Annotated in this window: 5 protein-coding genes, 1 pseudogene and 1 riboswitch; of the genes and pseudogenes, 3 read left to right on the forward strand and 3 right to left on the reverse strand. The window is 71.5% G+C overall.

Annotation, left to right across the window (positions count from 1 at the left end):
* Positions 1-103: 103 nt before the first annotated feature.
* The 3 genes from P1P70_RS38245 (at position 104) to P1P70_RS38255 (ending at position 3,488) form a co-directional block, all read left to right on the forward strand.
* Positions 104-1,207: a PP2C family protein-serine/threonine phosphatase gene (locus P1P70_RS38245; protein ID WP_319245994.1), complete on the forward strand. Its 1,104-nt coding sequence runs from the start codon at positions 104-106 to the stop codon at positions 1,205-1,207.
* 262 nt (positions 1,208-1,469) lie between these two features.
* Positions 1,470-1,631, forward strand: a riboswitch (cyclic di-AMP (ydaO/yuaA leader).
* Between the two features lie 10 nt (positions 1,632-1,641).
* Positions 1,642-2,703: a M23 family metallopeptidase gene (locus P1P70_RS38250; protein WP_319245987.1), complete on the forward strand. Its 1,062-nt coding sequence runs from the start codon at positions 1,642-1,644 to the stop codon at positions 2,701-2,703.
* A 221-nt stretch (positions 2,704-2,924) separates the two neighbouring features.
* Entirely contained in the window at positions 2,925-3,488 is a 564-nt protein-coding gene (locus P1P70_RS38255; protein ID WP_319245989.1) for a cysteine hydrolase, read from the forward strand.
* 29 nt (positions 3,489-3,517) lie between these two features.
* Here P1P70_RS38255 and P1P70_RS38260 read toward each other — a convergent pair whose 3' ends face one another.
* The 3 genes and pseudogenes from P1P70_RS38260 to P1P70_RS38270 all read right to left on the reverse strand — a co-directional run.
* On the reverse strand, positions 3,518-4,894 hold the full coding sequence (locus P1P70_RS38260; RefSeq protein ID WP_319245991.1) for a PrsW family intramembrane metalloprotease: 1,377 nt from the start codon (positions 4,892-4,894) through the stop codon (positions 3,518-3,520).
* A 77-nt stretch (positions 4,895-4,971) separates the two neighbouring features.
* Positions 4,972-5,847, reverse strand: a complete 876-nt coding sequence (gene trmB / locus P1P70_RS38265) for a tRNA (guanosine(46)-N7)-methyltransferase TrmB (protein ID WP_319245993.1) — start codon at positions 5,845-5,847, stop codon at positions 4,972-4,974.
* A 127-nt stretch (positions 5,848-5,974) separates the two neighbouring features.
* Positions 5,975-6,344, reverse strand: a pseudogene (locus P1P70_RS38270) (L-2-hydroxyglutarate oxidase); the annotation flags it as partial.

The following is a 6,344-nucleotide window of genomic DNA, read 5'->3' on the forward strand; positions in this document are numbered from 1 at the left end:
CCCTCCGCACCTCCTCGTCTAGCCCACTCGGCCCCGTCGGCTCGCCCCGCCGCCCACCCCCGGAAACCCTGTACCCGTGGGGCAGCGAGAGGGTGCGGAGGTCATGCGGGAGCCGGGTGGGCGGCGGTTCTCGTACGCCCGCACGCTCGCCCGCGCCCTTCCCGTGCTGCTGATCGCCGTCGGCCTCTTCTACGACCACTTCACCCCGCGCGAGTTCACCGCGGTCCCCTTCTTCACCGCCGCGCCCCTGGTGGCGGCCCCGCTCTTCTCGCTGCCCGGCACGGTGATCGTCGGCGTCGCGTCCGGGGCCGGCATCACCGCCGTGCGCCTCTACTACGACGACGCGGGTCATGAGGACGCGATCACCGAGATCGCCACGGTGGCCACCGTCGCCGTACTGGCCGTACTGATCAACCGCCTCGTCCGCCGCAGTGACGCCCGGCTCGCCACCGCCCGGGAGATCGCCGAGGCGGCGCAGCGGGCGGTACTGCCGGTGCCGCAGGAGCGGATCGGCGGGCTGGAGATCGCCGCGCGGTACGAGGCCGCGCAGGCCGGGGCGTCGATCGGCGGCGATCTGTACGCGGTGCAGGACTCGCCCCACGGCGTCCGGCTGATCGTCGGCGACGTGCGCGGCAAGGGGCTGGGGGCGGTGTCGGCGGTGGCGGTGCTGATCGGTGCGTTCCGGGAGGCGGCCGAGCAGGAGGCGACGCTCGAAGCGGTGGCCCAGCGGCTGGAACGGGCGCTGGCCCGGGAAGGGACACGGCGGGAGGCGGCGCGGCGGGACGCGGCGGTGGAGTTCGAGGGGTTCGTGACGGCCGTGCTCGCGGAGTTCCCGCACGGCGCGGGCCGCGCCCGGATCGTCAACCGGGGCCACCCCTCGCCCCTGCTGCTGCACGCCGACGGCACGCTGTGCACCCTGGACGCCCCGCAGCCCGCCCTGCCGCTCGGCATGGACGACCTGGGCAGCTGGCCCGACCGCGCCGAGGAGACGGGGTTCCCGCCCGGCGCCATGCTGCTCTTCTACACCGACGGCCTCTCCGAGGCGCGGAACGCCCACGGTGTCTTCTACGACCCGGCCGCGCGCCTCTCGGGACGTACCTTCACCGCCCCGGGCGCCCTGTTGACGACCCTCGCGGAGGAGGTGCGCCTGCACACGGGCGACCGCACCACGGACGACATGGCCCTCCTCGCGGTCCGCCGCCCCTGAAATGTGGCAGTCCGGCGGCCCTGCCGTGGAGATGTCACCGAGCGTGTCCGCCCCACCGTTCTCCGTAGAGGAACTGACGCCACGTCAGGGCAACTGTTACTCGCGAGTCAAGGTCAACTCGCCCGTTTTCGGCCCCTCATGCCCCGTAAAGTCCAGCGCGCAGACCGGAACGATCATGCAGAACAGCTTGGAATGAAGTACACGCGTCTATTAACGTTCGATAACGCAGCGCGGTCGTCCCAGCCGTCACAAGAGACGGCTCCGTGCTCACGCGCCGAATCCCGCAAGGGAACCGGGGAACCACCACCCTGGGGTGAATCGCACGGAAACCGCCGTGGCAGTACGCACGACCGGTTTACGCGCGTAGGAGACCTTCCTGCTCCGAACCCGTCAGCTAACCCGGTAGGCGAGAAGGAAGGAAGGAGTACGCCCACGTGGCGTCGAACCGGTCTGCGACCGAAGCCCCGTTCGTGCCGGCCCAACGTGACGGCGAGAGCCAGACGTTCGGCTACGGCAGCTACAACAGCGACAACGAGGGCCCCTGGCAGGAGTGGAATCCGAACGAGGAGACCCTTCGCCCCGCTCGCGGTCGGCACCGCGTCGCCAAGAAGACCGGCGTACTCGCCCGTAACGGACTGGCCCGTAGCTCCACGGTGCTCGGCGTCGGTGTCATAGCCGCCGTCAGCGGGGCCGGGATGGCCAGCGCGCAGTCCGGCAAGGCCCCGGTCTCCATATCGATGCCCGACATGCCGAACGTCGGCTCGGTCTTCGAGGACGAGGCCGACGAGCCGGAGCCCGAGGCCTCCAGGACCCCGCTCAGCAGCGCCGGTCTGACCGCCGCCGAGACCGAACAGGGCACCGCGGACGCCGGCGAGGCGCTGCGCGCCCGCATCATGGCGCAGGCCGAGTCCCAGCAGGACGCCTTCGACAAGGCCGCCGCCGAGGCCGCGCAGACCGCCGCCGCGGACAAGGCCGCCGAGCAGGCCGCCAAGGAGAAGAGGGAAGCCGAGGCCAAGGAGGCCGCCGCCAAGAAGAAGGCGGAGGAGGAGGCCGCGGAGAAGAAGGAAGCCGAGCGCCTGGCCGCCCTGGCCAAGCAGTTCGCCCTCCCCACCTCCTCGTACACCCTCACCTCCACCTTCGGTCAGGCCGGCCCGTACTGGTCCTCCGGCTACCACACCGGCCTCGACTTCGCGGCCCCCACCGGCACGCTCATCAAGGCCGTCCACAGCGGCACCATCACGCAGGCCGGCTACGAGGGTTCCTACGGCTACAAGACCGTCCTCACCCTCGATGACGGCACCGAGATCTGGTACGCCCACCAGTCCTCCATCGGCGTCAGCGTCGGCCAGAAGGTCGCCACCGGCGACGTCATCGGCCGCGTCGGCGCCACCGGCAACGTCACGGGCGCCCACCTCCACATGGAGGTCCACCCCGGCGGCGCCAGCAGCGGCATCGACCCGGCGGCCTGGCTCCGCAGCAAGGGCCTCAACCCGTAACCACCGGCACCCGCCCCGGAAGCAACGACGCCGCGTACGCCCATGGGCCTGCGCGGCGTTCGTCCTTGTTCCCCGGGACCGGGACTGCGCTGGACTTCCGCCGGGCCCCTGGGTTCCTGGGTCCTGGGGTCCTTGGGTCCCCCGGCCCCCGCGCCCCCTGGGCCTCGGAGACCTCCCAGGGCTTCCGGAGAACTCCCCTGCAGAAGGGACGGCAGGCAGACATGGCGAAGAGCGCACTTCTCGTGATGGACGTCCAACGGGACGTCGTGGCCATCGCGGACGACGGTTCCGGATATCTGCCGCGCCTGCGCAGGGCGATCGACGGAGCCCGGGTGGCCGAGATCCCCGTGATCTACGTCGTGATGGGGCTACGGCCGGGCGCTCCGGAGATCAGCCCGCGCAACAAGGTGATGGCGAACGTCGTGCGGACCGGCCTGTTCACCGAGGGCGAGCCCGGCACCGAGATCCATGACGATGTCGCGCCCCGCGAGGGGGAGGTCGTGGTCACCAAGAGACGGGGGAGCGCGTTCTCGGGCAGCGACCTCGACCTGGTGCTCAGGGCCCGCGACATCGACAGCCTCGTCCTCACGGGCATCGCCACCAGCGCCGTGGTGCTGTCCACCCTGTGGCACGCCGTCGACCTGGACTTCGGCCTCACGGTCCTGGCGGACGCCTGCCTCGACCTCGACCCAGAGGTCCACACGATGCTCACCGAGAAGCTGTTCCCGCAGTGGGCCGAAGTCCTGACGGTCGAGGACTGGCTCACAGCCATCGCACCGCGCTAGAGGGTGCCCCGAACGACGGCGCGCGAGCGCTAGTACCGATAGGGGTTGTTCACGGGATACGCCGCGCCCCCGTACCCCACAGCCTGCGAGTACGCAGACCCGTGCCCCCCAAACACGCCGGACCCGGACCCGGACCCGGACCCGTACCCGTGCCCGTATCCGTGCCCGTATCCGGACCTGTACGTCGCCCTGACCTCGCGCCCCGCGTAGCCCATGGCCGGCCGAGCCAACTCGCGCCTCCGCCACAGCTCGAACAGCAACTCCCGCTCCCGCAGCGCGAAGTCACCCCCCGCCCGTCCCCGCAACCCCCGGTACCGATGGAAGGCCAGCTTCGTCGCGTACACCTCGTACTCCGCGATCGACCGGGCCCCCGCCTTCCCGAAGTGGTGCGCCGCATACTCCCGCGCCACCCGCCGGGCCCGCATCGACCCCAGCACAGACGGCTCGACCGGCGTCAGCCACCCCGCGGCCGCATACGCCGGCAACGCCTCCCGCACGATCCGCAACTCCCGCTGCCGAGCCCAGATCACCCACCACGTCAGCAACCCGAACGCCGGCACCATGAACCCCGCGTACACCGCGAAGAACCCGTACTCCCCGAACGTCGCCGACCCGTTCCAGACCGAGTGCATCCCCATGGCGAGCAGCAGTCCGCCCACCGGTACGAGCACCCGCCGCCCCCGCTGCCACTCCGCGGCGAACGCCGCCACCCCGAACCCGATCCCCGTCAGTACGGTGAACAGGGGATGCGCGAACGGCGACATGATCACCCGCACGAAGAACGTGGCCGCGGTGACCGACGCGAGGCCGCTCCCCCCGCTGAGCTGGTCCGTCCCGAACGCGGTCCCCAGGTACAGGATGTTCTCGGTGAACGCGAATCCCGTCGCGGTGAAACCGGCGATCACCACCCCGTCCACGACCCCGGTGAAGTCCCGTCTCCTGAACAGGAAGACGAGTAGGACGGCGGCGGCCTTGGCGGTCTCCTCGACCACGGGGGCTATGACGGTGGCCCCCACGGTGTCGGCGTGCGAGGGGTCGGCCGTGGCCGTCGCTATCCACCGTGTCGCGAAGCTGTTCGCCACGATGGCGATCAGCGCCGCCGCACACGCCCCCCAGGCGAACGCGAACACCAGGTTCCGCCAGGGTCCGGGCTCCACCCGGTCCAGCCACCGGAACGCCGTCATCAGCAGTGGCACGGGGAGCACCGCGAGCCCCAGCCCGACGAGGAACCCCTCCGTGCCGGTCTGTTCGCGGACGAGCGCGAGGATGACGAGCCCGGAGACCGCGAGCAGTCCTATCAGCGCCCCGTATCTGACGCTCTTCCGCTGCCACCAGCGGGTGGGCCTGAAGACATACCCATCGGTGGGACCGCCGGGTTGCGTCGGGTAGGGGGAACTGGTGGCCATTGCATTGACCCTAACGAGGGACGGGCACCGCCCGCGACGGCGCGTGGTACGCCCCGCCGGGCGGTGAAGGCAAGTCGTCAGGCGCCTGTGGGGGGCAGTTCGGACTGCGGCTTCTGCTTCTGCTCCTGCTTCCGCTTCGGGTTCCGCTCCTGCTCACGCTGCTGTACGCGGCGGAAGAGCAGATCGTTCACCACATGACCCTTGTCCAGTCCCTGCCCCTCGAAACGGGTCAGCGGCCGGAAGCCGGGACGTGGCGCGAACCCGCCGTCGGCCCGGGTGTTCTCGAACTCGGGGTGGGCGGTGAGCACTTCGAGCATCTGCTCGGCGTACGGCTCCCAGTCCGTCGCGCAGTGCACGATGGCCCCCGGCCTGAGCCGGGACGCGACGAGCGTGAGGAATTCCGGTTGGATGAGCCGCCGCTTGTGGTGGCGCTTCTTGGGCCAGGGGTCGGGGAAGTAGACCCGCAGTCCGTCCAGCGAGCCGGGCGGGAGCATCTCCCGCAGCAGGATGATCGCGTCGCCGTTGGCGACCCGGACGTTCGACAGACCGGCCTGGTCCGCGAGGTTCAGCAGGTTGCCCTGGCCCGGTGTGTGCACGTCCACGGCGAGGACATTGGTCTCCGGGTCGGCGGCGGCCATCCGCGCGGTCGCCTCGCCCATCCCGAAGCCGATCTCCAGCACGACGGGCCGGTCGTCGCCGAACAGCTCGACGAGATCCAGCGCCCGCCCGTCGATGTCGAGCCCCCACTTGGGCCACAGCCGCTGCAGGGCGTCGGCCTGCCCGGCCGTGACCCGGCTCCGCCGGGGCTGGAAACTCCGGATCCGCCGCTCGAAGTGCGACCCGGCGGGATCCGCCTTGGGCCCGTCGGGAAACCGAGGCTCCCCCTTGGCCCGGGCATGCCGAAGGGAGGCACCGGGGGTGCGGGGCTCGGGAGATTCGACGGAGTCAGACACAGTGCCCCAATTTTACGACTCCCCGCAGGGCCGTCGCCCCAAGCCACCGGGCACCGGCCACCGGGCACGGGGCACGGGGCACCGCGCGAGCAAGGACCGTCCCGAGCCACCGCGCAAGCAGGGCCCGTCACGCCCCGGCCAGCACCGTCAACGCCCGCCTCCCCACCTCCCGCCCGATCGGCAGTGAAGCCGTGGCGGCGGGCGAAGGCGCGTTCAGCACGTGCACCGCCCGGGCTCCCTCCCTGATCAGGAAGTCGTCCACCAGCGTGCCGTCCCGGAGCACAGCCTGCGCCCGCACCCCGGCCGCGGCTGGCACCAGGTCCCCCTCCGAGACCCCGGGCAGCAGCCGCCGCACCGCTCCGGTGAACGCCTTCTTCGACACCGACCGCCGAAGCTCCCCCGCCCCGTACCGCCAATGCCGCCGCGCTATCCGCCAGGAGCCCGGCCACGCCAGCGTCGCCCCCAGCTCCCGAGGCCGTACGGTCCCCCACCCGTAC

Origin of the sequence: Streptomyces sp. MB09-02B, from assembly GCF_033794485.1 — a bacterium.
In the GTDB taxonomy this organism is placed as follows: domain Bacteria; phylum Actinomycetota; class Actinomycetes; order Streptomycetales; family Streptomycetaceae; genus Streptomyces.